At 37.3% G+C, this 26,550-nt stretch carries 24 protein-coding genes; 5 read left to right on the top strand and 19 right to left on the bottom strand.

Annotated elements, in window-relative coordinates:
- Window position 1: 1 nt before the first annotated feature.
- Window positions 2-1,861: a beta-glucoside-specific PTS transporter subunit IIABC gene (locus BCR25_RS02240; RefSeq protein WP_069661966.1), complete on the bottom strand. Its 1,860-nt coding sequence runs from the start codon at window positions 1,859-1,861 to the stop codon at window positions 2-4.
- Between the two features lie 237 nt (window positions 1,862-2,098).
- On the opposite strand from BCR25_RS02240, the gene BCR25_RS02235 reads away from it, so the two are divergent.
- Together BCR25_RS02235 and BCR25_RS02230 are read left to right on the top strand one after the other, a co-directional pair.
- Window positions 2,099-2,692, top strand: a complete 594-nt coding sequence (locus BCR25_RS02235; protein ID WP_069661965.1) for a histidine phosphatase family protein — start codon at window positions 2,099-2,101, stop codon at window positions 2,690-2,692.
- A 5-nt stretch (window positions 2,693-2,697) separates the two neighbouring features.
- Window positions 2,698-3,501 carry an MBL fold metallo-hydrolase gene (locus tag BCR25_RS02230; RefSeq protein ID WP_069661964.1) on the top strand — a complete coding sequence of 268 codons (804 nt, stop codon included), beginning with the start codon at window positions 2,698-2,700 and terminating at the stop codon, window positions 3,499-3,501.
- Window positions 3,502-3,576: 75 nt separating this feature from the next.
- On the opposite strand, the gene BCR25_RS02225 is transcribed toward BCR25_RS02230, so the two are convergent.
- The 9 genes from BCR25_RS02225 to BCR25_RS02185 form a co-directional block, all read right to left on the bottom strand.
- On the bottom strand, window positions 3,577-4,467 hold the full coding sequence (locus tag BCR25_RS02225; RefSeq protein WP_069661963.1) for a MurR/RpiR family transcriptional regulator: 891 nt from the start codon (window positions 4,465-4,467) through the stop codon (window positions 3,577-3,579).
- Window positions 4,468-4,584: 117 nt separating this feature from the next.
- Window positions 4,585-4,848, bottom strand: coding sequence for a type B 50S ribosomal protein L31 (locus BCR25_RS02220; RefSeq protein ID WP_069661962.1), 264 nt, complete (start codon window positions 4,846-4,848; stop codon window positions 4,585-4,587).
- A 98-nt stretch (window positions 4,849-4,946) separates the two neighbouring features.
- Window positions 4,947-6,239, bottom strand: coding sequence for a transcription termination factor Rho (rho, locus tag BCR25_RS02215; RefSeq protein ID WP_069661961.1), 1,293 nt, complete (start codon window positions 6,237-6,239; stop codon window positions 4,947-4,949).
- Entirely contained in the window at window positions 6,236-7,513 is a 1,278-nt protein-coding gene (gene murA, locus BCR25_RS02210) for a UDP-N-acetylglucosamine 1-carboxyvinyltransferase (protein ID WP_069661960.1), read from the bottom strand. Before murA ends, rho begins: the two co-directional genes overlap by 4 nt.
- 237 nt (window positions 7,514-7,750) lie before the next feature.
- Entirely contained in the window at window positions 7,751-8,617 is an 867-nt protein-coding gene (locus BCR25_RS02205; RefSeq protein ID WP_069661959.1) for a class II fructose-bisphosphate aldolase, read from the bottom strand.
- 215 nt (window positions 8,618-8,832) lie between these two features.
- Window positions 8,833-9,282: a hypothetical protein gene (locus BCR25_RS02200; RefSeq protein WP_069661958.1), complete on the bottom strand. Its 450-nt coding sequence runs from the start codon at window positions 9,280-9,282 to the stop codon at window positions 8,833-8,835.
- A complete protein-coding gene (locus BCR25_RS02195; RefSeq protein WP_069661957.1) occupies window positions 9,276-10,055 on the bottom strand; it encodes a MurR/RpiR family transcriptional regulator in 780 nt (259 codons plus the stop codon). Before BCR25_RS02195 ends, BCR25_RS02200 begins: the two co-directional genes overlap by 7 nt.
- A 118-nt stretch (window positions 10,056-10,173) precedes the next feature.
- A complete protein-coding gene (locus tag BCR25_RS02190) occupies window positions 10,174-11,505 on the bottom strand; it encodes a 6-phospho-alpha-glucosidase (RefSeq protein WP_069661956.1) in 1,332 nt (443 codons plus the stop codon).
- A gap of 21 nt (window positions 11,506-11,526) precedes the next feature.
- A complete protein-coding gene (locus BCR25_RS02185) occupies window positions 11,527-13,143 on the bottom strand; it encodes an alpha-glucoside-specific PTS transporter subunit IIBC (protein WP_069661955.1) in 1,617 nt (538 codons plus the stop codon).
- 262 nt (window positions 13,144-13,405) lie between these two features.
- Between BCR25_RS02185 and BCR25_RS02180 the strand changes: the two genes are divergently transcribed.
- A complete protein-coding gene (locus BCR25_RS02180) occupies window positions 13,406-14,311 on the top strand; it encodes an IS3 family transposase (protein ID WP_346218077.1) in 906 nt (301 codons plus the stop codon).
- Between the two features lie 117 nt (window positions 14,312-14,428).
- Here the strand turns inward: BCR25_RS02180 and BCR25_RS02175 are convergent, their stop codons facing one another.
- On the bottom strand, window positions 14,429-15,019 hold the full coding sequence (locus BCR25_RS02175; RefSeq protein WP_069662126.1) for a hypothetical protein: 591 nt from the start codon (window positions 15,017-15,019) through the stop codon (window positions 14,429-14,431).
- A 490-nt stretch (window positions 15,020-15,509) separates the two neighbouring features.
- Between BCR25_RS02175 and BCR25_RS02170 the strand changes: the two genes are divergently transcribed.
- On the top strand, window positions 15,510-15,824 hold the full coding sequence (locus BCR25_RS02170; protein WP_025871009.1) for a MerR family transcriptional regulator: 315 nt from the start codon (window positions 15,510-15,512) through the stop codon (window positions 15,822-15,824).
- Window positions 15,825-15,889: 65 nt separating this feature from the next.
- Here BCR25_RS02170 and BCR25_RS02165 read toward each other — a convergent pair whose 3' ends face one another.
- Complete coding sequence (locus tag BCR25_RS02165) at window positions 15,890-16,819, bottom strand: YitT family protein (protein WP_069661954.1); 930 nt, start codon at window positions 16,817-16,819, stop codon at window positions 15,890-15,892.
- A gap of 258 nt (window positions 16,820-17,077) precedes the next feature.
- Here BCR25_RS02165 and BCR25_RS02160 point away from each other — a divergent pair, with 258 nt between their 5' ends.
- The gene (locus BCR25_RS02160) at window positions 17,078-17,572 is read left to right on the top strand and encodes a YajQ family cyclic di-GMP-binding protein (protein WP_069661953.1); all 495 of its coding nucleotides are present in this window, start codon (window positions 17,078-17,080) and stop codon (window positions 17,570-17,572) included.
- 65 nt (window positions 17,573-17,637) lie between these two features.
- Here the strand turns inward: BCR25_RS02160 and BCR25_RS02155 are convergent, their stop codons facing one another.
- The 7 genes from BCR25_RS02155 to BCR25_RS02125 all read right to left on the bottom strand — a co-directional run bounded on the left by BCR25_RS02155 (window position 17,638) and on the right by BCR25_RS02125 (window position 26,376).
- Entirely contained in the window at window positions 17,638-18,603 is a 966-nt protein-coding gene (locus BCR25_RS02155) for an asparaginase (RefSeq protein WP_069661952.1), read from the bottom strand.
- A gap of 130 nt (window positions 18,604-18,733) precedes the next feature.
- A complete protein-coding gene (locus BCR25_RS02150; protein ID WP_069661951.1) occupies window positions 18,734-21,097 on the bottom strand; it encodes an ATP-dependent DNA helicase in 2,364 nt (787 codons plus the stop codon).
- Window positions 21,098-21,217: 120 nt separating this feature from the next.
- The gene (gene argJ / locus BCR25_RS02145) at window positions 21,218-22,375 is read right to left on the bottom strand and encodes a bifunctional glutamate N-acetyltransferase/amino-acid acetyltransferase ArgJ (RefSeq protein WP_069661950.1); all 1,158 of its coding nucleotides are present in this window, start codon (window positions 22,373-22,375) and stop codon (window positions 21,218-21,220) included.
- 283 nt (window positions 22,376-22,658) lie between these two features.
- On the bottom strand, window positions 22,659-23,342 hold the full coding sequence (locus BCR25_RS02140) for a Bax inhibitor-1/YccA family protein (protein ID WP_069661949.1): 684 nt from the start codon (window positions 23,340-23,342) through the stop codon (window positions 22,659-22,661).
- Window positions 23,335-23,817 (bottom strand): MaoC family dehydratase, encoded by a 483-nt coding sequence (locus tag BCR25_RS02135; RefSeq protein WP_069661948.1) that lies wholly within the window; start codon window positions 23,815-23,817, stop codon window positions 23,335-23,337. Before BCR25_RS02135 ends, BCR25_RS02140 begins: the two co-directional genes overlap by 8 nt.
- Window positions 23,818-23,959: 142 nt before the next feature.
- Window positions 23,960-25,294 carry a UDP-N-acetylmuramate--L-alanine ligase gene (murC, locus tag BCR25_RS02130; RefSeq protein ID WP_069661947.1) on the bottom strand — a complete coding sequence of 445 codons (1,335 nt, stop codon included), beginning with the start codon at window positions 25,292-25,294 and terminating at the stop codon, window positions 23,960-23,962.
- 191 nt (window positions 25,295-25,485) lie between these two features.
- The gene (locus tag BCR25_RS02125; RefSeq protein WP_069661946.1) at window positions 25,486-26,376 is read right to left on the bottom strand and encodes a hypothetical protein; all 891 of its coding nucleotides are present in this window, start codon (window positions 26,374-26,376) and stop codon (window positions 25,486-25,488) included.
- Between the last annotated feature and the right edge of the window lie 174 nt (window positions 26,377-26,550).

Genomic DNA, 26,550 nt, shown 5'->3' with positions numbered 1-26,550 from the left:
CCTATACATTAATAGCTAATACATCTTCATTTTTATCAATACTTCCTTGCTTGACAATTTTGATTGAAGCATATTGAGGGGTATTCGTTACGATCACCGGAACTTGTGTTGAATAACCAGCTTCTTTAATGTGCTCAATATCAAACGTTAATAGTAATTGCCCTTTGCTAACTTTTTCTTCTGCTTCAACTAATGCCTCAAAATACTGACCCTTTAATTCAACAGTATTCAATCCAACATGGATCAATAATTCAACTCCTGTATCAGATAGTAAACCAATCGCATGTTTCGTAGGGAAAACCGCTACAACGTTTCCATCAAAGGGCGCAAATACGACTCCTTCACTTGGTTCAACCGCAAATCCTTTACCGAAGGCTTCTGACGCGAAAGCTTCATCCTGAACTTGACTTAATGGAATGATTTCTCCTGGAATAGGACTTGATAAACGTGTATCTGAGAGCATCACTTGCTTGATTTCCGGAATCTCTTCAATCCCATCTTCTTTTTCAAATTTGAAGCTCAAGAGATACGTTAATATCGCTGTTACAACTGCTGAAATAATCAACGCCACAATAATATTCCAGAAAAATTTCATGGTATCATCACCAATATACAGTAACACCGCCGGTAATCCAGAAGAACCTGTTGCAAAGCGGTGTGTATTGGTCAAACCTGCGTAAAGTCCGCCAGAAGCGCCACCGATCATCGCCGCAACTAAAGGATATTTTTTAGGTAAATTTACGCCATATAAGGCTGGTTCAGTAATTCCCATATAGGCTGTGATCGAGCCAGAAAAAGCAACTTGTTTCATTTTTTTATTTTTTGTACGAAAAGCAACCACAGCAGAAGCTGTTGCTTGAGCGATATTAGAAACTAAAGCTCCAGGTCCAAAGATACTGTCATAACCAAGCTCAGCCATCTGCATAACACCTAGAGGTGCAATGCCATTATGCAATCCGAACATCACCATTACTGGCAGTAAACCACCAATAAGAACAGCCGGCACCCAGCTGGCATTTACACTCAAATACGTAAAGAAAGTAGCCAGATAGCCTCCTAAAACACTTCCGATCGGTCCTAATAAGGAAAAAGCTAACGTTCCCATGATAAGGAAAGTAAGCATTGGGACAAAGACTAACTCTACTGCTTTAGGAATCACTTTTCCTAAGAATTTTTCGACATAGGATTGAACAAAAATAATAATCAAAATAGGAATCACAGAGCCTGTGTAATTAGCCAATGTAAAAGGAATAAATCCAAAAAATTCAACTGGATCTCCAGCACTTACTAACGCTCCCCAGTTTGGATGCATCATCATTGCAGCGACAGAAGCCGCAAGAATCGGATTGCACTTAAGTTTTTGCGCTACAGTGAAGGCTAAAATCATCGGTAAGAAGAAAAATACTCCATCAGCAAATAGATTCAACATGTAATAGGTCTGTGATTCTGGTGTTATCACCTTAAATACCATTAAAAGTGCTAAAACAGCTTTAACCATCCCAGCACCTGATAACGCTGGAATGACAGGTTGAAAGGTTCCAGCAACAAAATCAATAACTGTCGCAACTGGCCCTTTTTTCTCTGCCTGATGATTGTCACCAAAAGTGTTCACATCGATATTCTTTTCAATTTCATCGAAAACATCTTTTACATGAGTCCCTATCACTATTTGATGGACGCCAGCATTATTGATATATTTTGTGACTCCTTCTAAATTTTCCAAACTATCTTTGTTCAGTTTGGATTCATCAACCAACTTAAACCTTAATCGTGTTTGACAATGATACGCGTCCGTAATATTGTCTTTGCCCCCTAATTGCTCAACAATATCTTTTGCTAACTGTGCATATTTTTTACTCATACCACTCACTCCTTGAATTAATTAAAAGAAGTTTATGTTGTCACCGGTAAGACATAATATTTCTCTTAAAGGCAATTTACCATTTATAGATAGCGTTTCCAACAGTTTCTCTAAAACTCGAAATAGATTTCGCATTTTCTCCAAAATAGGCTTTTCTTATGAAATTTGTTTCACTTTCCTCAGTAGGGGTTGACTTAACGTCTAATCTAAATGATATACTTTATAGAAAAGGAGACTATGATGACACACTATCTTTATCTAATGCGCCACGGGCAAACCTTGTTCAACCAACTAAATAAAGTTCAGGGTGCATGTGATTCACCGCTAACAGAATTAGGTATTTATCAGGCAAATGCAGCGAAACAGTATTTTGAAAGAGCAAAAATATCCTTTGATCGTGCTTATTCTTCAACGCAAGAACGTGCTTGTGATACTTTGGAACTTGTTACCTCTTTGCCCTATCAACGTTTAAAGGGGCTAAAAGAAATGAATTTTGGTTATTATGAAGCCCAGCCTACCTTTTTACAGCCCAAAGGACCTGAAACTTACGAGACGTTTTATGTTTCCTATGGTGGAGAAAGTGCTGAATCCGTTAGAGTTCGGATGTCCCAAACGCTGCTCAATATCATGTCTCAAAAAAATCATAAAAATGTTTTAGCTGTCTCTCATAACGGTGCTTGTTTTAGCTTTCTATCTCAGATTTGGAAAGAATCATATGGCATACAACCTATTCATCTACCCAATTGCGGTATCATCAAATTAAGCTTCAATGGAAAAGAGTTTGAGTTTTTAGAGATCATTGACCCCACTGAAATATTTGAAAAGGAGTAGATAAAATGACAACAGGAAAACAGGCAATTCCTCCACAAACCGTATTTTTTCATCAAGATGCCTTTCAACAAAATGACACAACGGTTCTTCGCTGGCTAGGCAACTCTGGTCTTTTAATAAATAGCCGAGGAACGTGTGTTTTAGTCGACCCAGTTTTAGAAGGCTTCGACATGCCGTTACTGATCGACATGCCACTTGATCCAGCAGATATCTCTCATTTAGATGCTATTTTAATCACCCATTCTGACAATGATCACTACAGTTTACCAACGATAGAAAAATTAGTTTCAGTGACAACTTCCTTTCACGGACCAAACTATGTTGCTGATCTGATAAAAAAAGAGTTCAATGTTGATGCAATAGGTCATGACATTTATGATACGTTTTTCGTTAACGATTTAAACGTCTCCTTAACTAAAGCCGATCATTTGTGGCAAAATGAGACAACTAAATTTGATCGCATTTTTAAAACAGAAGATTATTGTGGCTTTTGGATTGATACACCAGACGGTTCATTATGGATTCCAGGTGATTCTCGTTTGTTAGCAGAACAATTAGAAATGCCTGAACCAGATGCTATCCTTTTTGATTTTTCTGATAATGAATGGCATATTGGCTTTGAGAATGCTGTCAAATTAGCGAACACATACCCTAAGGCTGATCTCATTCTTTCTCACTGGGGAACCGTTGATGCTCCTCATATGAATGTTTTCAATGGTGATCCAGATGATTTAACGGATAAAATTCTCAATCCTGAACGAATTCAATTATTGGCAGCTGGTGAGCCATTTGAGCTAAAGAACCATTGAACCTAAGCTTTTTAAATAAACTAAAACCGAATGAGCTTGTCCCTTATTGATTCAGGGAAACTCATTCGGTTCTTTTTAATTCTCTTCAGAAATATCTTTGAAGGTGGTCTCTCGTTCACTTTCTAAGGAACGAGCATTATCAAGTTTGACCTTCATGTTTTTATCATAATTCAAAGAAAATATTTTCGCATATAAAATATTTAAAATAAACTGAATCGATTCTTCGGTAGAAAAGTTAGCTATTTTAGAATATAGTTTTTCTCTACTTGAAATATTCAACACAATCGTTGAATAATCACGCAGATAATTTTGTCCGCCACTTGTAATACTGATGATAGGCACTTGATTTTTTAAAAGCAGTTTCACATTTTTCATCGGATAAGAATCCGAATTATTGCCCGAATACGAGATGATTAGTGCGCAGTCTTTCTGGGTTAGAGTATTTGAAATCAGACCTGATTCATCTGCATCAGCAAAAAAGGCTTTTTTATTGATCGCATTCAAGTTTCGTTTCAACAGCTCACCAAAATAGGAATTTGGACTTCTTCCATAAATGACAATCGTTTCAGCTTGATCCAAAATCAATGCGGCTCTATTTATATCAGAAACAGACATCAATGTAGAGGTTTCTTTAATAGTTTGAATTCTCACATTCGCAATATTTTCAATGATTTCTAGAGTGTCAGCCGAATGATCAAACGGAATATTGATATCCACATCAAGATGACTATCATCAAACTGAGCCACTTCGTGTGTAAAAGCATACATAAATTCTTTCCAACCAGAATAATCGAAATACTTAGCAAAACGGACTAATGTGGATTTAGAGGTATGAGTCATTTTAGCAATGTCTTCCATCGAATAATCTGACAGATTTTCTCTATTTTCCAAAAGAAATTCACCAATCGTTCGTCTGGTATCAAATTGTTTAAAAACAGTTTCTTCAATTCTTTGAAAGAGATACATTTCTTTTCACACTCCTTAGTTGATCGCTCAATTTAACATTGTCTATTCTAAAAAAAATAAAAAACGAGGTTCCTCTTATGAGGAACCTCGCTAAGCATTGGATCACCCAAGCTTTTATTACTCTGCAGCGTTTGCGTCTTTGAGACCGTATTTTTTGTTGAAACGGTCCACACGTCCGTCTGCTTGTGTGAATTTTTGACGTCCAGTGTAAAATGGATGTGAGTCAGATGTTACTTCGACACGGATTACTGGGTAAGTATTTCCGTCTTCCCATTCAACTGTTTCTTCAGAGTGCTTAGTAGAACCTGATAAGAATTTAAAACCAGTTGTTGAGTCCATAAATACGACTGGGTGATATTCTGGATGGATATCTTGTTTCATAGTCTTTTCGCTCCTTTGCCCTGATCCATTTGCTGCATCAGAGTTATTTTGTCGGTATACAACAGTACTATAATAGCATGATTCGTTTATCGATGCAATTATCTTTTTAGATTTCTTTTGGTTTGTTTTCCGAAGGATACATCATGAAATTCTTCAAAGAATTTTTGATTGCTTTTTGTCTTGCGTAAAAATTTAACGAATTGTTCCGTATATTCTAAGGAATCACCTGTCATATGATTCCGCAGCTTCCAGGTTTCTTCCAATTGTTCAGAAGACATTAGTAGATCTTCTTTACGTGTACCAGATTTTTTGATATCGATTGCCGGGAAGATACGACGTTCAGCTAAATCACGCGACAAATGTAATTCCATATTACCAGTTCCTTTGAACTCTTCATAAATCACATCATCCATTCGGCTACCTGTATCCACTAAAGCTGTTGCTAAAATTGTTAGGCTTCCACCTTCTTCAATATTTCTCGCTGCACCGAAGAAGCGTTTTGGTTTATAAAATGAAGAAGGATCGATCCCGCCGCTTAGTGTTCGTCCACTTGGTGGTACAACTAAATTATAGGCACGGGCCAAACGAGTGATACTATCCATCAAAATCACTACATCACGCTTATCTTCCACTAAACGCATAGCACGTTCAAGCACTAATTCTGATACTCGGGTATGATTTTGTGGTTGTTGGTCGAATGTTGACGATACAACATCCCCTTTGACACTGCGTTCTAAATCGGTCACTTCTTCCGGACGTTCATCGATTAAAAGTAAGATCAGTTCCACATCAGGGTAGTTTTCAGTAATGCCATTAGCGATTTCTTTTAAGACACTGGTTTTCCCAGCTTTGGGTGGTGCTACGATCAGTCCACGCTGACCGAAGCCGACAGGAGCGAAAATATCGATCATCCGTGTGGAGAGTCTGCCTGGGGTTGTTTCTAATTGAATTTGTTTTTCAGGGTAAAGCGGTGTTAACGCTGGAAAGTGTGGGCGTTCTTTGGCCTCTTCTGGATCTTTTCCATTCACACTTTCAACATGCATCAACCCGTAATAACGTTCTGATTCTTTTGGAGGACGTGCTTTTCCAGCAACTTTGTCACCATTACGTAAACCAAAGCGGCGAATTTGAGAAGAAGAGATATAAATATCTTCCGCACTAGGTCCATAGTTGATCGGACGTAAAAATCCATACCCGTCTTGAGAAACGATATCTAAAACACCTTCCATGAAGAAAAAGCCTTGTTTCTCAGCCTGTGCTCGAATCACAGCCAATGATAATTCTTTTTTGTTCATTTGGCTGTAATAAGGAATTTTAAATTCTTTGGCATACGCATAGATATCTTTTAATGTACTATTTTCAAGTTCGGCCATCGTTAAATAGTCGCTCATTTAGTCACCTCGGTTTCTTCTGTTTCGATCATTTGAATATCTGCACCTAAAGCTGTTAGTTTTTCAATGATATGATCATACCCTCTTAAAATGTATTCTACATTATAGATTGTTGTTGTTCCTTCTGCCATCAATCCGGCAGTCACTAAACAGGCACCTGCTCGCAAGTCTGAAGCAACAACCTCAGCTCCATGTAATTTAGCAGGACCATTGATTACGATCATATTGCCTTCGATCGATGCATCTGCACCCATTCTAACCAACTCAGGAATATGTTTGGTTCGTTGTGTATAAATACTGTCGATGACTTCGCCGGTTCCTTTTGCTTTTAGCATCAAGGGCGTGATCGGCTGTTGTAAGTCCGTCGCAAATCCTGGATAAGGATAGGTTTTGATCGTCGTCATTTTCAAATCATGAGAAGGATGGACTTCGATTTTATCTTCTTCGATTGTCATATTGACGCCCATTTCCTGTAGTTTTGCAATAAAGCTTTCTAAATGCTCATAAATCACATTGCGAACCGTGACGCCTTCTCCCATTGCTGCTGCTAAAGCCAAATAAGTGCCTGCCTCGATTCGATCTGGAATAATCGAATGACGACAACCGTGCAGCTTTTCAACACCTTCAATGCGGATGATATCAGTCCCAGCTCCACGGATATTCGCGCCCATGTTATTCAATAACGTCGCCACATCAATGATCTCTGGTTCACGCGCAGCATTTTCAATGATTGTTTTGCCTTTAGCTTTAACTGCCGCCAGCATTACATTGATCGTTGCACCGATCGATACCATATCCATGAAAATTCTTGTTCCATGAAGTCCGTCTTCTGTTCTTAGATACATTGCACCATGCTCATTAGTCACGGTCGCGCCTAAAGCTTCAAACCCTTTGATGTGAAGATCGATGGGACGTGGACCTAAATAGCAGCCTCCTGGAAGACCAACGACTCCTTCTCCAAATTTGCCTAGCAAAGAACCCATAAAATAGTATGAAGCACGAAGACTGTTGATTTTTCCTTTTGGCATTGGTACAGAAACGATCTCAGTTGGATCGATTACCAATGTATTGTTTTCAAATGTTGTTTTAGCTCCCATGATTTCTAAAATTTCAATCAAAGAATGGACATCCTGAATATCGGGTACTCCATCCAAAGTTACTGGTGAATCGGCTAAAATAGCTGCCGGGATCAATGCCACTGCACTGTTTTTTGCCCCACTGATACAAACTTCTCCTGTTAATGGACGATTTCCATTGATTACAATTTTTTTCATTTATTATTCTCACCTATCTATGTAAAACAAATAGTTTTATTTTTTATAATATACCCAAACTATTCTAACACATCAGCAGACAATAAAAAAGCCAACACCTATTCCCTTTCTATGTTTTCTCACTGAATTAATTGTTTTAATAAATAAAAGAAATGAATCTAGTACATTTAGAATATTATAAAAAAAAGCTGAAATCGCTATGATCAGCAATTTCAGCTAAATTTTTAAAGAATTTAATTATGCTTTGTTAGCAGAACCGAACCATTCGATACGTTGTTCTACTAATTCAGTCACAGCTTTTGTTCCTGGAGCTAATAATTTACGAGGGTCAAAGCCTTTACCTTCAAGGTCTTTGCCTTCTTCGATGTATTTACGTGTTGCAGCTGCAAATACTTCTTGACACTCAGTATTTACGTTGATTTTAGATACACCCATAGAGATCGCTTTTTGAACTTGCTCTAAAGGAATACCTGATCCACCGTGTAATACTAATGGAATATCACCAACAGCGTCAGCGATTTCTTGTAAGTGGTCAAATGCTAGTCCAGTCCAGTTTTCTGGGTATGAACCATGAATGTTACCAATTCCGCAAGCTAGGTAATCAATACCAGTTGCTACCATTTGTACACATTCTTGAACGTCAGCTAATTCGCCAGAACCGATGATTCCGTCTTCTTCTCCGCCGATTGAACCAACTTCACATTCTACAGAAACGCCTTTAGCGTGTGCTTTAGCAACAACATCTTTCGCTTTTTCGATGTTTTCTTCGAATGGTAAGTGAGAGCCATCAAACATAACTGAAGTGTAGCCGATTTCGATACATTCTAATGCATCTTCATATTCACCATGATCTAAGTGAAGAGCAACTGGTACAGTAATGCCCATTGAGTCGATCAAATCTTTTACTAAATCGTAACATACTTGGTATCCGCCCATGTATTTAGCAGCACCCATAGAAGTTTGGATCAATACTGGCGCTTTTTTAGCTTCAGCAGCTTCAAGAATCGCTTTTGTCCATTCTAGGTTGTTTGTGTTGAATCCTCCAACACCGTAGCCGCTTTTACGAGCTGCTTTAAGAAATTCTGTTCCTGATACTAATGGCATAATAAAATTCCTCCTAAGTTTTAAAAAAACTTTATTTGTTAAGGCATCTCCTTAACTAACAGTTACATTTTAGCAGACTTTTTAGTACTTTTCTACTAAAATTACCTTTTTCAGAAAATTTTTGTCCAGACTTTCACAAAAGGCTCGACACTTCTCTTTATTTGTCACAAAAAAGGGTGAGTAACTGATAGAATCAGCTCTCACTCTTTTAAACATTATAATGATAAACGAATCCAAGTCACTAGAATCGTCAACAGTCCAACCATCACCATCAGCATATAGCTCAACCATCGGACTTGTTTTGATAAAGTTGAATTCTCTTTGCTATCTGATAAACTACGGTAAAAAAATAGACATAGAAGAAATCCTGGGATATTCACCGTGAATAATTGCTGAATCATACTAAATTTTAAATAAACACCTAAAAGAGAATGACGACAACCACTTGAATCCCCAAGAATAGATAATCCATACAGTTGAAATAGCAATAATAAAACCACGATCGTCGTTAACGTTATTGCAGGAATAGTTAAAAAAATGGAGCTCACTGACACTGTTTTGACTGCTGCAAAACTCAAAAGATAGACACCAAATAAAAGTGGCACGAGCAGCCAATACACAAAAAGTAATCGCTTCATTTTATCTGTACGAAAAAATGTCACCATTCGTTTCCCTCCTCAAATTCTTTATTCAAGTACGTAACGTATTTTCTAAAAATCAGGTCTACTAACACACTTAATCCGACAAGCGATTGGGCAATATATTCTTTTTTGCAGACAGTAAACGGTGTAGAATAATAAAAATAAGAATATTGCGCATGTTCTGCAAAAAAATTATGCGAGAATGCTGTAATAGCGACTACTGGAATTTTCCGAGCATTTAACGACAAAATATTTTCTTTGATTGCATCTGTCTCACCGCTTAAAGAGACAAATAAAACAATATCGTCTTTGGTGATCATAGACATACTGATATCCAGCTCTGTCTTAACCGGAATGACGATCGAACGTTTATCACAAAGCATCAGCATTTTTGAAAATTCTTCAACTACTTTTCGTTGAGAATAACCTGTAGCATAACAATAAATCGTATTCGCCTTTTCCAGTGCTTCACTCAGCGCAGTAAAATCTGTCTGTTTAGCTAATTTAACTGTATTTTCAATATCTTTCATTTGCAAATCAAGTAAATCGGCTTCTTGAGTTGCTGTATTATTTTGTTTTGCTTGACGCATAAAGTATTTAAATTCAGAATAGCCAGAAAATCCTAGCTTTTTAGTCAGTCGTAAAATAGATGATTTAGAGCTATGGACTTTTTCTCCTAACTCCACAATGCTCATACGTAAAATAGCTTGTTCATTTTCTAGAATATAGCCTAAAATTGACCAGTCCATTTCGCTTAAGTCTTTTTGATGCTTTTGCATCAATGTTTCTAAATTCATATTCGCTCCCTCTTCCCCTTAGATTTCTTCCCTTAGTATAAAGGATGCAGAACACTAAGGGAATTTCCAAGGAAAATGCATTAGAAACACAGCCGTTTATCGTTACTTAAGAAAAAGCTTATGTCAATTTAGGCCAAAATTCTTTGTTCACATCGATTAAATCATCTAGGATATCCTGTGCAACACGAGGATTAGGAACAATTCTAGATAAGGTCAATGCCTGCCATAATTTTTGATAAGAACCTTCGATCCATGCTTCCACTACTAATTTTTCAACAGCTACCTGTTGTTCCATCAAGCCTTTTTGGAAGCGAGGAATCTTCCCTTGAACGATTGGCTCTGGACCATTACTCCCAACAATACAAGGAACCTCAACCATAGCTGTCTCATCAAAATTAACAACTGCTCCTTGATTTTCTACGATCAATAACATTCTTTCATGGGTGTTATAGGCGATTGCTCTAGCTAAATCAACAATGTAAGAAGCATGTTCATCAACTTCTAAGGTTGTTCCTTTTGCTGTTTTTGCCTTCGTGATACGGTTACATTCGCCAAAGACGTGTTTCTCTCTGCCTGCCATGACTTCATTTGCTCGTGTATATTCTGGATTTGACTGAGCAACTTCATCTTGAGGATAAAAATAATATTTCAAATACGTATTCGGCAAGGTATCAGGATCCACTGCAAAAACTTCTTTAGCCTTGGCAAATGTATGCATCCAACTAGCATCTGTATGCTGTGATTCCTCAATTTCTTCTTTTAAAGAATAACCAAACTCTTTCACATGTGCCTTGATCTTAGGCATCAAATCATTTCCAGCTTTATCTCGGATATCCGTCCACCAGCCAAAATGATTCAGTCCATAGTAACGCACGACCATTTCTTTTCTTGAACTTAAGCCAACAGAGGCCGCCATGCGCTCCTCGATTCCCACAGGCATATCACAAATATTGATAATTTTAGTTGTAGGACGTAGCTTTCTGGTTGCTTCAGCCACAATTGCCGCTGGATTAGAGTAGTTTAGCATCCATGCATCCGGCGAATATTTTTCCATATAATCGATCAATTCTAAAACACCGCCGATCGAACGCATTCCGTAAGCAATTCCTCCTGGTCCACAGGTTTCTTGTCCAATAACTCCATACTTCAAAGGAATTTTTTCATCTTTTTCGCGCATCGCATACAAACCAACACGAATATGAGCCATTACAAAATCAACATCCGCAAACGCTTCGGCAGGATCTGTCGTTGCTAAAAACGTAATATCTGGTGCTTGTTCTTTAATAATGATTTCGCAGGCGTCTGCGATTTGCTTTTGCCGATCAAAATTATTATCATAAAAATTGATTTGTCTGATTGGAAACTTCTCCAAATTTGCTAGTAACATTAATACAATCCCAGGTGTAAATGTGCTTCCTCCGCCTGCAATCACAATTGAAAATTTTTTCATCGCTTATTCATCTCCTATTTTCTATTCTTCTAGTTTGTTTTCAGTGTTTAATGCTAATAAGTTCTCAAACTGTTCCCGCACTTGTGGAACATCTAATCCCACAATCACCTGAAAAGCCGTTCCATTACGTACAACACCATGTGCTCCGCCTTCTTTAAAGGCACTATCTGGTGAAACAATCCCTTCATCTTTTACGGTAATTCTTAAACGAGTGGCACAATTATTTACTTTATCGATATTGTCACTGCCACCAAATGCTTCTAAATAGACTGCTGCCTGTTCGGTATACTGATTTGCACCAGCAATGGCAACGTCACCCAATGCTCCTGATTTCTTCGCTTCTTTATATTCTTTTTTGCTGTATAGTTTGACTTCTTTTTCCTCCGCTTCTCGTCCTGGAGTTGCAAAATTAAATTTCAAAATCAGCGCTCTGAATACGACAAAATAAATCAATGTAAATGACAATCCAATGAACAACTGAGTGAAGATCATTCCTTTATGATTGGCAAACAGCGGAATCCAGTTTTTAGCTAATAAATCAATAAATCCGCCGCCCATGTCTCCGACGACCCCAAAGAAATACATCGTTGCCGCCATCGTTGCTGCAAGAACAGCATGTAATACAAACAGTGGTGGTGCTACAAACAAGAAGGTAAATTCTAAAGGCTCAGTGATTCCCGCTAAAACAGCAGTTAAGGTGACCGGTATCAAAATAGCCAAGACCTTTTTACGTTTCTCTGGTTTAGCTGTAAAGTAAAATGCCGCTGCGATTCCTGGTGAAGCGAAAATTTTAGAATTCCCATGCAATGCAAATCCGCCTTGCGGGAAGAGCTGTTTGATCGATGTCGTCGTCTGCGCATATTCGTTCAAGTGAGCCATCCAATATTTGGTAATTCCATTTTCCACGACTGCCGGACCAAAAACAAAAGGTGTATAGATAAAATGATGCAACCCTGTTGGAATCAAAATACGCTCTAAAAAGGTATACAGCCAAACGCCAAACGTTCCTGCAGAAGCCAAAAATGTCTGCATCGAGCCGATACCCATTTGAATCTTAGGCCAAATCAAACAAATCAAAAAGGCAATTGGTAGCATCGTAAAAAATCCTAAAATGGCGATCAATGAAGATCCTTGAAAAATTCCTAAAAAGTCTGGTAACTTCGTATCAAAATAACGGTTATGCAGCCAAACAACGATAGCTGAAATGAAAATTGCACCGATAATTCCTGTATCTAAGGTCTTGATTCCAGCGATCATTTTCATGCCACTGTCTCCACCGACCTCTTGAGCAAAATCGACTCCAAAGAATGAACCAAAATACTCCAGCATACTGCTAATAAAATAATTACACGTTAGATAAATGACAAAAGCTTCCATCGCTGCCCGAGCATTTGCCTTTTTCGCTAAACCGATCGGTAACCCAATCACAAATAATAATTCCATTTGATTAAAAACTGTCCAGGCACCATTCTCTAAAACTGACCAAATGCCATACCAAACAGTCCCTTCGTTGGCAATACTTCCAACGATCATCGGATTTTTAAAGATAATCGCAAGCGCTACCATAATTCCAGAAAAAGAAAATAGTAACACTGGGGTAAACATCGCCCCTCCAAACCGCTGCACCTTCTCCATCACTAGTGAAACACCCTCCTTCAAGTTATTTGCTTTACACGCTAGTTATACCATTTGCTGAATACGCTAACAATCCTTTGAAGATCTTCTGGGAAGTCAGTTTCCAACAAGAGAAAAAGTGTCCAGCTCTGGGAAATTTACCAAGAGTTTCTGCAACAAAAACAAACTAAAATTAGAGGGTAAATTCTGTACCGCCCCCCAAAAGTTAGACCTAAAAATCTAACTTTGGGAGGTTTTTTTGTAAAGAACTGAGGAAGCTGCGAAAATAGGAAGCTCAACGACGACGAGTGAATCAATCGCGCGAATCATCGCAAGCCTCCGAGGACAGTTCAAATTAGTTGAGCTTCTTGAAGCATTGAATTTGTCTAAGTCAACCTTTATGTATTGGCAAAAACGGTTTGACCGAAAAAATCCAAATCAGGAAATCGAAACAGAGATGCTTCATATTCGTCAAAAGCATAAAGATTATGGCTGTTTACGAATGACGAACGAACTAAGGAACCGTGGATTCCACGTGAATAAAAAGAAAGTTCAACGCTTGATTCGAAAGCTAGGGATTGAAATTCGCTCTTATACACGTAAATCTCGTCGCTATAGTTCGTATCATGGAAAAGTTGGAACGATTACCAAGAACCGAATCCACCGTCGCTTTTACACAAGTGTCTATCATCAAAAAATAACGACAGATACAACAGAGTTAAAGTATTTTGACCATGATCCCAAAGGGATCATTCGTCAAAGAAAGTTGTACTTAGATCCTTTTATGGATATGTATAATAGTGAAATTCTTTCTTATCGTATCTCAGAAAAACCCAATGCACTGGCAATAATGGAAGGATTAGAAGAAGCAATCAGACTGATGAATGATTGTCCTTATCGTCGCACCTTTCACTCAGATCAAGGTTGGGCGTATCAAATGAAAGCTTATAGCCTTAACCTGAAGAAACAGAACATTTTTCAAAGTATGTCTCGAAAAGGTAATTGTTTAGATAACTCAATCATGGAGAACTTCTTTAGTCTTTTAAAACAAGAAATTTATCATGGAAAAACCTATTCTAGTTTTGAAGAACTAAAAACGGCAATCGATAACTATATTTATTATTACAACAATGAACGAATGAAAAAGAAACTGAACTGGAAAAGTCCTGTACAGTTTCGAAAAACAGCCTAATAATTAATTAAAAAACGGAGTAGATTTCTCTACTCCGAAAAAAGTCAAACTTTTTGGGGTCACTACATTCATCTGTCAATGACTTTACCCTCTAACTTAGTATGCTTTTAGTCTATTTTACAATTTTTCTTTTATATATGAGTCATGTAACCATTTTTCAGTTACTCTGCCTGCTTCCCAGACAATGCCTCTTTCAAAAGTAATCACTTCGCCATTACTTCCAACAATCAGCCAACTATAATCACTTGTAGATGGACGGTAACATTTATACTTCATTCCTGAAACAGTTACTTCATGACCTTCCAAAATAATTGTTTCATCATGTTGGTCAATCCATAAATTCTCCAGTGTTTCAAAATATCCTGGGTCAAATTGATCAAAAAATTGTTTAGCGATTCTTTTTGTTTCTTCTTTACTCAATAATTTTTGATCATCAGACAGGGTATATTTTTGATCCATGTGAGTAAATCCAAGAATGAGCTTTGTCTCTTTTTCAATAGTAACCGAAAAATGTTCTCCGAATAAATCATTGTTTATTTTCTCAGGTACATATCGAACCAGCAGAATCCCTTTCCCGTTTTGCTCCAGATCATTTGTTACACTTTTTAAATCAAATTCATCTGGAATAGATAATTTTTCTTCAATAATTGTCAAGTAGTCTTGATACTCATCTCTTAACGCTTGATTTCCATTTACTTCAGCCGTCATTTTTTTATCTCCTTCCATAGATAACTTTTTATTGGTCGATTGAACGTCATTTTTTGAATCACTCACCGTCTTGATTTGCATGAGTTGAAAACTATAAAGAACAAGACAAACCAAAAGCCCAATAAACACTTTCACTTTCCAACCTTTAAAATACCTAATAAAACCAACTCCTCTTCATTAGAATCCCTTCATTAACGAACTATTTTTTCACAAGCATTGTGATTGATTTTGGTAAACACGATGAACTAACCAAGATACCATCCACATACACAGAGAATGAGAATGAACTTGAGCATGTACAAATGTTAAGCTACGTAAAATGCTAGCCGTTTGAATAAAGGCATTGAGATCTCTACTAAAAATTGGATATTTTCTCCTTTTCTATTCTCCTTTTTTGTAGATAATCTACAATAATTGTACAATACATACATTTATTGTCAATATGTTTTTTTTATTGTATACTGAATCAAACAATCAGTAGGAGGTCATTATGGATTTCATTGACATAGATTTATTAAGAAAAATGTCTGTAACAATTGGTGAAGCCTCTAATATCACAGGAATTTCCGTAAGAAAACTACGATATTGGGAGAGTAAAAATATCATACGTAGTGTAGATGAAGGTCTTAATAAAACGCGCAAATTTGACTACTATGAAATTAAAAAAATTATTTTAATTAAAGAACTATTGGATGAAGGGTATACCTTGGATAAGTCAGCTGAAAAAGTTGAGCTTAGAATGAAGAATCTTCAAGATATATTTAAAAAATTAGAAGTTTCAAGAAACGATAGTGACTTAACTTAGCTATTTCTAGATAACAAAAAAACAAACACTTACCAAGAGGAAGTTGTTTGTTTTTTTTATATTAATTATTTTTTCTTATGCTTTTTCATCTCTGGAAAACTTCCTGTACTCTTAAAGATCCGCTGTTCATCCTCATTCGCAAAGCGTCCTAAAACGGAATGCGTCGGAACAATATTCATAAAGGCATTTTCATCTACACCATACACGATTTGCTCCAGATCATAAAGCTCATATCTTGTAATAACCATCATGATCATTCGCCCTTCTACACCAGAATAACCACCAACAGATGGCAACAGTGTCATTCCACGAACCATCTCTTTAGAAATGGCTTGAGCGACAACCTCAGGATTTACAGTGACGATCATCGCTGTAATTTTTTGATGGCTTGTATGAATCGTATCAATGACTTGGGTTAAACAATAGATGGAGATGATCGTATACAATGCACTTTCCCAATCAAATACAAAACCAGCAACTGCCACGATGATTCCATTCAACATAAACATATAATTACCAACTGTTTTGCCTGTTGTTTTAGATAACACCAGTGAAATAACATCCATTCCGCCAGTAGTGAACCCCATTTTTAGAGACAGTCCTGCACCAATACCGATTAGCACACCGCCAACAATCGCATTCATCAACGGATTTTCCGTGACCACAACCACCGGTAAAAACATGGTTACGATGGAAATCCAAGCTACATTTATAAAACTGAAAATCGTTGATTCTTTTCCTAATTTAACAAAGCCTAAAACAAAAATCGGAATATTCAGTAATAAAATAAATACTCCTGTATCGATCGTAAGCGAAAAATGCGTATGAAGCAGCGTTGCAATGATTTGGGCAACTCCGTTCATTCCAGCTGAGAAGACCTTTGCAGGAATTAGAAAAAAATTCAATCCAACAGCTGCTAAAATCCCTGTAATAAAAATAACGGCAATTTTTTTCAGCAACTCACTTTGCTTATAAGAAATAACCAGCTTGCTCACCTTAATTCCTCCCCTATAAAAACACATGAACCTTCCAGTCCATGCGTCTAGATCTTCAAGTCGAATCCCACGAATTAGAATAACAGGTTGCTCGAAAAAAGAAAAGAAAAAAAGCGGAAAATGAGGATTCTTTTATTCTCTTTAAGCAATGATCAAAGTCCTTTTCTTACTTAGGCAGAGACAAAAAAGCTAGGACTTGTTTCTTCTCCATTTAATGGTACTATAAAAGAAGAGAAATCAAGGAAAGGTGGTTGTCAAATGGCAGCAAAAGAAGCAAGTTTTGATGTAACCTCTGAAATGAACATGGAAGAAGTAAAAAATTCGATCCAAATTGCACTCAAGGAAATCAAGAATCGATTTGATTTTAAAGGATCGATCGCCGATATAAAATTAGAAAACGGCAAATTAGTGCTTGTCGCTGAAGATGACTATAAGGTGGAGCAAGTCAAAGATGTCTTATTCAGCAAATTAGTCAAACGCGGCGTTCCTATCAAAAATATTCATTTTTCTGACGGTGAAAAAGCTCTCGGTGGAAATGTCCGTCAATACGGCGATCTGATCAGCGGCATCGATCGAGACAATGCTAAAAAAATCAATGTTGCAATCAAAAATTCAGGGATCAAAGTCAAATCACAAATCCAAGAAGACAAGATTCGAGTTACCGGCAAAAGCCGTGATGATTTACAAAAAGTGATCACATTGCTTAGAAACCTTGACTTACCAGTAGAATTGCAATTTACTAATTATCGTTGATCAAGCAAAAAAAGTGAGACAAACACCCAAAGCGGCTACTGCCATGTGTGTTTGCCTCACTTTTTCTATTCACTTAAAAATTCTTCCAGCTCTTCCGAATTCTTTCCACTGTTCAATCCAACGATCAATCGTATGCGTGCTTTCGGTCCATTTAGTCCTCTAGAGAAAATGAGTCCCATTTTTTTCAAGTTCACGCCGCCGCCTTCATAATCATAAATATCTTCAGCAATGCCATTCGAACAACGTGAGACCAAAACGATCGGGATTTTTCGCTGCAAAAGTCGTTCTAATGCCGGCAATGTTTCAGGCGGCAGGTTTCCAGCTCCTAAAGCTTCGATCACAAGTCCATCTGTTTGCTCATTATCCACCAAATCAAATAATTGACTGTCCATCCCTGCATAAGCTTTGATCACATAAACATTTCCTTCCACTGATTGAATATCGCAAATTTCCTGAGGGCGGACCTCACTTGCAAAGAAGGTTCGTTCTTTCGCAATCATACCGATAGGACCAAATGTTGGTGTCCGAAAGGTCGCAACATTTGTTGTATGAGTTTTTGTCACATAACGAGCCGTATGAATCTCATCATTCATCACCACTAAAACACCTTTTCCATAGGAATCATCTGAACAAGCTGTAAAGACTGCACTGATAAAATTATAAAGACCATCCGTTCCGATCTCATTACTTGAACGCATCGCACCTGTTAACACTACTGGAATTTTCGTTTCCAGCGTGATATCCAAGAAATAAGCTGTTTCTTCTAATGTATCTGTTCCATGTGTGATTACGACACCATCAATTTTTTCAGTATGTGCTTGTTGGATTCGTTCTTTTAATTCCAGCATACGTGCCAATGTCATATGAGGAGAAGGAATATTAAAAATCGATTCTACAATTAAGTTGACCTTGCCGTCTACTAACGCTTCTTGATCAAGTAAGGGATTCATCGTATTAGGTGCTACATTTCCGTCTGCTTCTTTTGACATGGAAATCGTACCGCCTGTATGTAAAACAAGAATAGTTTTCATTGCTCTGCTCCTTTTTCATTTTGTCACTTATTCGTTCTCAAAAAAAGAGCCGACAACTCGTTGTCTTCTCTTTATTTTCTAATTAGATTTGCTTTTTCAGTATAACAGTTAATGATCCTTTTTTCTATCTTTACTGATCATTCGCCAGCCAAAATTTTTGTTGTAATATTTTCGATTGCTCTGCCGAATACGCTGTTTGTGATTGATTCCAATGTGGTGGGAAAAATTGTTGCACTCTACTAGATGAAAAGCGCTGATCCAGTAATAAAACGATCCCTTTATCTTCCACGTCTCTAATAACGCGTCCTGCTGCTTGTAAGACTTTATTCATCCCTGGAATTTGATAGGCAAATTGAAAACCTTGGTTCCTTTCTAAATCATAATAACGTTTAATCAGCTCTTGTTCATGATTAATTTGAGGCAGACCGACACCAACGATTGCCGTTCCGATCAAACGAGTTCCTTTTAGATCGATTCCCTCTGAAAAAATACCGCCCAGCACACAAAATCCTAGTAAGGTTTCTTCAGGTTCAGACACAAAATCAGCTAAAAAAGCTTCTCTTTCTGCCTCGTTCATCATTGATGCCTGCAGTTTGGTTTTCACTGCAGGATAGTTTTCTCTAAATAGATCATAAACGATATCCATGTAAGAATAGGATGGAAAAAAGACAAAATAATTTCCCTTTTTTTGTTGAATCATATTTCCCAAGCTTTCGACAATTTTCTGATAGCTTGTTTCACGTTCCTTGTAGGTTGTTTGAATATGATTTTCGATTACCAGCAGTTGATTTTCTTTCGCAAAGGGATTGGGTATGCGGTAACGTAAACTTTCTTTTCCACCACCTAAAACATCTTGATAGTAGTCTAAAGGGGTTAAACTAGCTGAAAACAAAATACTTGCTTTCCCCTTATCTAGCTTTTGCTGCAATAAATAAGAAGGATCGATACAAAATTGCTTCACCGTTATATCATGGTTGCGCCGCTCAACATAGGTGCAATAGTGATCGTCATAGCCTTCATTGATTTTCGCATAATTCAATAGATCAAAATAATTCAAAAGTACTTGATTCAATTCTGGATGTGTTTGATGCTCTGGCAGCCACTCGCCAATTTTCTCCGCAAGCACATAAGCAGCTTTGACAAGTGAATCGATCGGTTCATTTTGATGCAAAAAGTCTTTTTCTTCTTCTTTACAAACCTGTTCGATTTTATCGAATTCTTTCTCAATTTTGCGAATCGCTCGCGTTAATTTTTGCTGTTCTTTGCCGAGGTCTTTTCTTAGCAGCGTAAATTTCTGTTTAGATAATGAGGCTGAATACATTTCTCTAGAACGACTGACAAGATTATGGACTTCATCAACAAGAAATATATTTTCCTTTTCTTCTGTTTGCTCTTCAAAAAAGCGTCTTAAATAAACAGTTGGATCAAATAAATAATTATAATCACAGATCACAAGGTCGCACCACAGACTGACATCTAAGGATAACTCAAAGGGACAAAGACTATGTTTTTTAGCGTAATGTTCAATAACTTCACGAGTAAATTGATTTTCATTATTCAATAAATCCCATAGTCCTTCATTCAGTCGATCATAGTAACCATTGGCAAAAGGACAAGCTTCTGGTGTGCAATTACGTTCAGTCAAAAAACAAATTTTATCTTTAGCTGTCAACGTCACACTTTTTAACTGCATATCCTTTTGTTTCATGGCTTCTACAGCATCCTCTGCTACTTGACGAGTGATCGTCTTTGCCGTTAGATAGAAAACTCGTTCTGCCTGTTCCTCGCCAATCGCTTTTAACGTTGGGTATAACGTAGAAATTGTTTTCCCTGTACCTGTGGGTGCCTCTACAAAGAGTTTTTGATCACTTAAAATCGTTTTATAAACGGCTACAGCTAATTCTCGTTGCCCTTTCCGATAATCGCCATAAGGAAAAGGAAGTGTTTTTAAAGACTGATTTCTGATCGTACGCCAGTTTGCTTTAAAAATCACCCACTGCTCATACTTTCGGATCAGCTCTTCAAAAAACAAGTACAGTTCTTGCTTTGAAAAAGTCTTTGTCTTTTGTGTGATTTCTTCAGTCGTTGTTTGAAAATAGGTCAACTGTAAGGTAATCTCTTCAAGTTCATTTTGTTGACAATAAATATGACCGTAGCACATCACTTGGTACCAATACATATCGATCTGCTCTTCAGGCAACTCGGAAAATTCTGGTTCTGAGGTCTTGATCTCATCAATCACTGTCCGATCATTCTCATCAATGAAAATCCCGTCAGCTCGTCCCTCTACTATGTAATTTTGCTTATTTAATTCTATGTCGATCGCTAGTTTGACTTCTTTTTGATAACTTTCTCCAGCCATTTTTTGCAGTTTGCGATGGATCTTGGCACCTTCAGATGCTGTATGTTCACTCGTATGCCTAGCATCGATACTCCCTTTGCGTAAAATAAACTCCACTAATCTGCGGACTGCGATTCGTTGCATGTTTTTCATCTATTTCCCCACCTGTCGTTTCTCCATTATAGAACATACATTCGCAAATGAAAAGAGAGAGTATTGAAAAATGGCAAGCCATCCAATACTCTCTCCTTTATTTCAGCTGATCTACTCAAATCAGGTTGAATAATCGCTATTTATTTTTACATATTCATAGCTTAAATCACAGCCGATCACTTGAAAATTTTCTTTTCCTTGATGAAGATCGACTGTTAAATAAATATCCTCATTTTCCTGAATAAACGTCGTGATTGGTTCGATATTTTGTTGCTCTTCATGATTTTCTGAAAAAATCGGATACTCTCCGTAAAAAATCTCTACCTTATTTTGATCAAAGACAAGTCCTTCCGTTTTGCCAAGTGCCATTGCAATTCTTCCCCAGTTTGGGTCATGACCAAATAATGCAGTTTTGACTAACGGTGAATTGATAATGGATTTTCCAGCTTTCTTTGCTTGTTCCTGACTGACCGCGTTTTTAACAGTCACAAACATCGTCTTAGTTGCCCCTTCAGCATCTTTGACCACGTCTAACGCCAACTCATAACAAATCTGATTGAGCGCTGCTTGTATTTCTTTTGTTGAAGCAGATGTATGACCGCTTGCTAAAAAAGCCACTGTATCACTCGTGCTGGTATCAGAATCGATACTGATCGTATTGAAAGACTGATCGACAGCAGTTTTCAACATAGGATAGATTTCTTCTTTACTGATTTTGATATCGGTCAAAATATAAGCCAACATCGTCGCCATGTTCGGCTCGATCATTCCAGAACCTTTTACGATCCCTAAAATTTTTCCATCACCAACATTCAAACTTCTGACTTTGATACGGTTATCCGTCGTTAAAATAGCTTGCGCAAAGGTCTCATAGTCTTGATCAAGGTCAAGAGAGTGCGTTTCCAAAAATGTTTCAATCGTTTTGATTGGTAACTGTGGACCAATCACTCCTGTTGATGAGGGCAAAATATTTTTGGGTTCAATCGCCAGTTTGGCAGCAATTTTATCTAAAATTCTATATTCATTTTCTCGACCTTCCAGTCCTGTAGCTACATTGGCGATCCCGCTCGTTACAACGACCGCCTGCAACTCTGCATTTTCAACATGCTTTTTTCCGATCGGTATGCATTCTCCACAAAACGTATTTTTGGTAAAAACGGCTGCCGCAGAGCAGATGTCATCTGCTACGATCAAGCCAAAATCTTTTTTTCTTTTTTTGATCCCAACATGTGTTCCATAAAATTTAAACCCTTGAGGTACTTTTTCATTTATTCCCATCACTTAACACCTTCCTATACAATCAGGATCATCCTACATAAAACTATAACCATTCAAATTTCCCGTTTTATTTGAATTTAGAAGTTCTAGCTGATATCCTGTTCGTTCATTTCTCTGATTTTCTAAAAGTATAAATCAAAGAAATCAAATAGTCAATGATTTTTATACACAAATTAACAAAATAAAGAATTTTTATACAAAATAATCGCAAAAAATAGTATATTAATGTAAAAAAAGAGCATCCAGATTGTTCTGAATGCTCTCGTTTTTATTCTGTTTTTAATTAATTATTTTTACCGAAAATACGCAAGAAAGCTAAGAATAAGTTGATAAAATCAAGATATAATTGTAACGCCATAAAGACTGCAATCCCTGTTCCCGGTTGTCCGCCAGTTTGTGTATACAAGGTACGAATTTTTTGATTGTCATAAGCTGTGATTCCAGCGAAAATGATGACCATCAAAATGGAGATCAAGTAATCAACTGGTCCGCTTTTCAAAATAAAAGCATTAAGGAAAATGGCTATAATCAAACCGATCAATGCGCTATATGCCGCATGCCCCATCGCTGAAAGATCACGTTTAGTGAAAATCCCAATCAACGACATACCACCAAAAGTCGCTGCAGCACTGACAAAGGCTGTTACCACAGTTGCCTCTGTGTACATCGCCAACGTCACAGCTAACGTGATACCATTGATAACAGAATAGGCAATAAAACCGCTAATCGCCAATGTCGGATTCTTAGCTGCTTTGAATCCGAGAAAAACAACTAAAGCCAATTCAGCAATCCAAAAGCCATAAAAAGCCATTGGGTACTTATATAAAAACATCACTACTTCAAAGAAAAATACATTTAAGACTAAATACGATACCAATGCACTGATACCGATTCCAAGTGCTAAAAATGCATATATTTTTGAATAAAACTTGTTTATTCCAACATTTGCTACTGCTCCATTATTCATTTGTTTCTCCTTCTTTCTCTTCTAAATCTTCTAATGTTACTTGAGGCGGCTGAACCATTACCACTGCATCAAGTACACGATCTTCTTCTTCATTGACTGCTTCGATCGAAATCGTCACAACGTCTTTCATCTTGTCCACTTTGATGACTTCAAATTGAAATGTCAGTGTTTCGTAATGAAAAACTGGGCCTACAAAGTTCACCGAAAAATTGACCACGTGAGAACCAGGTCCAGGTAAATGCTTTGAAATTGCGCTAGTGATGATTCCCATCAACATAATCGATGGAACGATCGGTTTGCCATATTCTGTTTTTTGGGCATAATCATGTTGGATATATAAAGGATTGGCATCATTGGTTAAGCCCAAATAAAGAAGTAAATCTTTATCTTCGATCGACTCGGTTAAAGACAGCGAATCGCCTTCCTCAATATCTTCGATGGTTTTGCCTAATTTTCTCGGTTTTCCGATATTCAAATTAGTACACCTCCACTAATGATAAGATTATTGTACCAAAATGACGACAAAAGGCAAGCTAAAAAGAAGCCTGGCAAATTGCCTAAGCTTCTTCTGGATGCAAACACAACGGGTCTATGGGATTTCGATAGGATCAAAAAAATTATAGAACGTTTCTTGTTGTATTGCTTAATAGGGTTTCATAAGCTTGTTCAAATTTTTGAACATCTCCGGCTCCCATAAAAATAATCACAGCATTCTCATGATCTAAAAGCGGTGAAACGTTATCTTCCTTGATTACTTGTCCACCTTTTTTGATCTTATTGCCTAAATCTTCGATTTTTACATCGCCTTTTTGCTCTCTGGCTGATCCAAAAATGTCGCACAAATAAACGTGATCTGCTAAATCTAATGCTTCAGCAAAATCATCCATCAACGCAATCGTTCGCGTAAACGTATGCGGTTGAAAAACAGCGATAATTTCTTTTTTAGGGTATTTTTGACGAGCACCATCAATCGTCGCAATGATTTCTGTTGGATGATGAGCGTAATCGTCTACAATGATCATGTCAGAAACTTTTTTCTCAGTAAAGCGACGTTTTACTCCTTCAAATGTCAACATTTCTGCTGCAACTTTTGCCATATCCAATTTTTCAAAATAAGCTACTGCAATTACGCCTAATGCGTTCATGATATTGTGCTGCCCGAATGCAGGTAAGACAAAGTGACCTACGAGCTGCTCTTTATGGTAGACGTCAAAAGACGAACCTTCCGTTGTTCGTTGAATATTTTTAGCTTGAATATCATCATCATCATTCAATCCATAATAATAAATCGGCACATCAGCTTTTAATTGGCGTAAGTATTTGTCATCGCCGTAAGCAAAAATTCCTTTTTTAACTTGTGCTGCCATCGTTTGAAAGGCTGAAAAAACATCTTCAATACTCTTGTAGTAATCAGGATGATCAAAATCAATATTTGTCATGATCGCATAATCAGGTGAATAAGCAAGAAAATGACGACGGTATTCACAGGCTTCAAATGCAAAAAACTCAGCTTCAGGATCTCCGTGTCCAGTACCATCACCAATCAAATAACTCGTTGGCGCGATTCCTGTCAAAATATGTGAAAGCAATCCAGTTGTACTTGTTTTACCATGCGAACCTGTAACAGCCACACTTGTATAAGGTTGAATAAAACGTCCAATAAAATCATGATAACGAATCACTTCAGCACCTAGTTCTTTGGCGCGAACCAATTCTTCATGAGTATCTGGAAAAGCATTACCAGCAATGACTACCATATCTTTTGTGATATTATCCGCATCAAACGGTAAAATCTTTACGCCTGCTTTTTCTAAATCACGCTGAGTAAAAAAATATTCCTCTACGTCAGATCCTTGGACTTGATAGCCTTTCTCAAATAAAACGAGAGCCAATGAACTCATTCCTGAACCTTTTATTCCAACAAAGTGATGTAATTTTTCTTGATTGCTCATCTTAATCCTCTTTTCCTAAAATATCTATGTAAATCGTACCTTTTTTCTAACAGATGCCACTTGCATGCAACCCATTATCGTATAAAATCATAAAATAATCAACCTAAAAACGGTTGATTGGTTTTCACAGTAACCAAAGAAGACGTAAAAAGTTGAGACAAAACAATGACTGGTTTTGTCTCAAGGCTTTTTTAATTAAAATATTTACTGTTTTCTAATTCCATATTCGAATCTTCGATGATTCCGCTCAATGATTTATCTAAAATTCCACGTTTTTTTTCGTGTTCAGCTTCGGCTACTTTTTGACCATAGGCTGTTTGACTTTTAGCATTTTCTTTGGCTGTCTTCAATTCTTTCCTAGAACGAGGCAAGGTTTGACTGATGTCTTCTTTGCCAAAACGCTCCATATCGGGTTTGATCTGTTGATATTGGCGTCTCGTGACTGGAATCTCAGGCGTTTCTTTAGGAATGTTAAATTTCTTAACTGTTGGATCTTCATTCCCTTTCACTTGGAATGCCGCTGGTTCGTCATCAAACAACAAATAAGAATTTTGATCCTTTTTCATTGCTGCAGTAAGCTCTTGCTCTGTTAATGCTGGTGCTTTTGACTCTGGAATAACAGAAGCTGGAATATATTTAGGTACGAAATAAGAACGAGCCTCATACGTGTAATTTCTTGATGTGTTTTTTTTATCTCTACCTGTTGTTTGACTGCCAAAGCCGTAGCTGTTTCTTTTAGGCATATTACCGAAAAGATTTGGTTTTTGCTTGGTTGTCGTCTTATTGTGACTCATCATATAATTGGGCAAATTAGATTTATGCTGAGCAAGCTCTGCCATTTGCTCTGGACTATGTGACACATGACTATTATTAGTTTGTGTCGGCTGTTTTGTTGTCATCGGCTGAACTGTTACCGGGTCGATCACAGGTGCCTGTTGTTGTGTTTGAGTTGCTGTATTTGTGAGCATTGGTTCATCTTGAAACAATGTTCGTTTATTTTCAGAAGTTAGTTTTACACCTAAATCATCATCATAAGCTGGAAAACGAAAATGTTTTCTTTTGATTTGAGTTGGGTTTTCCATTCGATTCAGTCCCTTTTTGTACTTTCTGTCAATTCTACCACAAAATACTGGAATTCTAAACAATTTACCTTATTTTTTCTCTTTTCCTAGTAAACTTTTACGCAGATTTATTTTTCCTTGCTCAAAGTAAGAGATGTTTTCACATCCGGCAAAAAAGTCATTGAAGCCAAGCTT

This window comes from Enterococcus termitis (assembly GCF_001730305.1).
GTDB lineage: Bacteria > Bacillota > Bacilli > Lactobacillales > Enterococcaceae > Enterococcus_L > Enterococcus_L termitis.
This window is presented reverse-complemented; position numbering and strand designations above follow the sequence as displayed.

Bases quoted from the DNA above. Each gene is read 5' to 3' on its own strand.
- BCR25_RS02195 (WP_069661957.1), bottom strand. From the start codon at position 10,055: ATGAATTTAGAAACATTGATGCAAAAGCATCAAAAAGACTTAAGCGAA.
- BCR25_RS02240 (WP_069661966.1), bottom strand. From the start codon at position 1,861: ATGAGTAAAAAATATGCACAGTTAGCAAAAGATATTGTTGAGCAATTA.
- BCR25_RS02230 (WP_069661964.1), top strand. From the start codon at position 2,698: ATGACAACAGGAAAACAGGCAATTCCTCCACAAACCGTATTTTTTCAT.
- BCR25_RS02170 (WP_025871009.1), top strand. From the start codon at position 15,510: ATGGATTTCATTGACATAGATTTATTAAGAAAAATGTCTGTAACAATT.
- BCR25_RS02200 (WP_069661958.1), bottom strand. From the start codon at position 9,282: ATGGTGACATTTTTTCGTACAGATAAAATGAAGCGATTACTTTTTGTG.
- BCR25_RS02140 (WP_069661949.1), bottom strand. From the start codon at position 23,342: ATGAATAATGGAGCAGTAGCAAATGTTGGAATAAACAAGTTTTATTCA.
- BCR25_RS02155 (WP_069661952.1), bottom strand. From the start codon at position 18,603: ATGAAAACTATTCTTGTTTTACATACAGGCGGTACGATTTCCATGTCA.
- BCR25_RS02205 (WP_069661959.1), bottom strand. From the start codon at position 8,617: ATGCCATTAGTATCAGGAACAGAATTTCTTAAAGCAGCTCGTAAAAGC.
- BCR25_RS02190 (WP_069661956.1), bottom strand. From the start codon at position 11,505: ATGAAAAAATTTTCAATTGTGATTGCAGGCGGAGGAAGCACATTTACA.
- BCR25_RS02175 (WP_069662126.1), bottom strand. From the start codon at position 15,019: ATGACGGCTGAAGTAAATGGAAATCAAGCGTTAAGAGATGAGTATCAA.
- murA (WP_069661960.1), bottom strand. From the start codon at position 7,513: ATGAAAAAAATTGTAATCAATGGAAATCGTCCATTAACAGGAGAAGTT.
- murC (WP_069661947.1), bottom strand. From the start codon at position 25,294: ATGAGCAATCAAGAAAAATTACATCACTTTGTTGGAATAAAAGGTTCA.
- BCR25_RS02225 (WP_069661963.1), bottom strand. From the start codon at position 4,467: ATGTATCTCTTTCAAAGAATTGAAGAAACTGTTTTTAAACAATTTGAT.
- rho (WP_069661961.1), bottom strand. From the start codon at position 6,239: ATGAGCGACTATTTAACGATGGCCGAACTTGAAAATAGTACATTAAAA.
- BCR25_RS02220 (WP_069661962.1), bottom strand. From the start codon at position 4,848: ATGAAACAAGATATCCATCCAGAATATCACCCAGTCGTATTTATGGAC.
- argJ (WP_069661950.1), bottom strand. From the start codon at position 22,375: ATGGGAATAAATGAAAAAGTACCTCAAGGGTTTAAATTTTATGGAACA.
- BCR25_RS02235 (WP_069661965.1), top strand. From the start codon at position 2,099: ATGATGACACACTATCTTTATCTAATGCGCCACGGGCAAACCTTGTTC.
- BCR25_RS02150 (WP_069661951.1), bottom strand. From the start codon at position 21,097: ATGAAAAACATGCAACGAATCGCAGTCCGCAGATTAGTGGAGTTTATT.
- BCR25_RS02125 (WP_069661946.1), bottom strand. From the start codon at position 26,376: ATGGAAAACCCAACTCAAATCAAAAGAAAACATTTTCGTTTTCCAGCT.
- BCR25_RS02160 (WP_069661953.1), top strand. From the start codon at position 17,078: ATGGCAGCAAAAGAAGCAAGTTTTGATGTAACCTCTGAAATGAACATG.